A 1,309-nucleotide genomic window follows, 5' to 3' on the forward strand; every position below is an offset into this window, starting at 1 on the left:
AGGTTCTTCACGGATTACCGGGAAAGACGCTCTTGATCTTCATGAAAAAGAATTCGCTATCCCGGTAACCGTACGCCATCCGCTTGATGACCTTTATTCGATTGTTTATCCCTTCCAGCTGACCCGTATGCATCGGCCAGCGAACCCGGCTCACGATGCCCCGCCAGTAACCCTTCAATCGTTTGGCAAACAAGATTAAGGCCGGTATTTCGCTTTCATGAGCATGGCGCAGCCATTGCTTCCAGGCTGATCGCCAGCCCCAGGCCGTGCTCGGCGTCCAAAGCGTTTTGAGTTCAGCCTTCATCAAGTAGACCGTCATCAACGCTCGGTTGGCCGCCAGCAGATCCTCCAAACGGACCTGTTGCTCAGGCGTTTTCAGATTCTGCGGATTACGCAGCAACAGCCATCGCGCCTGCTTGATGACCTTGCGAGCCGGCTTGTCATGACGTAGCCGGTTAGCTTCGTCGACGCGGACCCGATCAATGACCTCTCGGCCATATTTGGCCACCACATGGAAGAGGTCATAGACCACGCGCGCTTTTGGGCAGTGCTGACGCACCTCTAGGTCAAACGCGGTGTTCATGTCCATCGCCACCGCTTCGATTCGTGCGCAACCCTCTGGCCCAAGCTCTTCGAAAAAAGGCCTGACCGCCGCTCGGCTGCGGCCTTCGCCGATCCAAAGCACTCGTCGCGTATCGGCATCCAACACAACACTGGCGTAGCGATGTCCCTTGAATAGCGCGAATTCATCCATCACCAGGCGTCGTGGTTGCGCCTTTGGCAACTCGCTCAACGCCGCTTGCAAGGCTCGACGCTCCAACAACCTGACGGTGTCCCAATGCAAGCCGAACATCTGGGCCACGTGCAGCGTTGGAAGGCGTTCGCAGGCCTGGATGACCGCCTCGGCCAAGCGGCGAGTCATGCGCGCATAACGATCCAGCCAGCTGACGGCTTCCATACGTTTGCCACAGTCGCGGCAGCCAACCCGCCTGAGCAACACACTGAGGCGCACCGCGCGACCGAGAATCGGCAAGTCACGAACTGTACGCTCGCAATACTCATGAGTGGTTGAGCAGGGCTTTTGGCAGCCACCGCAGGACGGGAATCGGGTGGCGTGGGGGATCAGATCGATCTGAAGGGCGTCACCATCAGGTTTGATCGTGACGACAGAAAAGCCCTCCCAAAAAGGAAGGAAAGTATTAATATCGCGCATAAGAACGCCGGTTTGTTAGATGTGTTTGCTCGCACGAACATCATCAATCAAATCGGCGTTCTTGTTTCTGTGTTTCCCGGGATTCCGTGAAGAACC

1 protein-coding gene is annotated in these 1,309 nt (G+C 56.6%); it reads right to left on the reverse strand.

Annotated elements, in window-relative coordinates; genetic code table 11:
- Positions 1 to 7: 7 nt before the first annotated feature.
- Positions 8 to 1,213: an ISL3 family transposase gene (locus tag CKW19_RS28190; protein WP_095061783.1), complete on the reverse strand. Its 1,206-nt coding sequence runs from the start codon at positions 1,211 to 1,213 to the stop codon at positions 8 to 10.
- Positions 1,214 to 1,309: the final 96 nt, after the last annotated feature.

The sequence above is a fragment of the Pseudomonas sp. Irchel s3f7 genome, assembly GCF_900187615.1.
Classification (GTDB): Bacteria; Pseudomonadota; Gammaproteobacteria; order Pseudomonadales; family Pseudomonadaceae; genus Aquipseudomonas.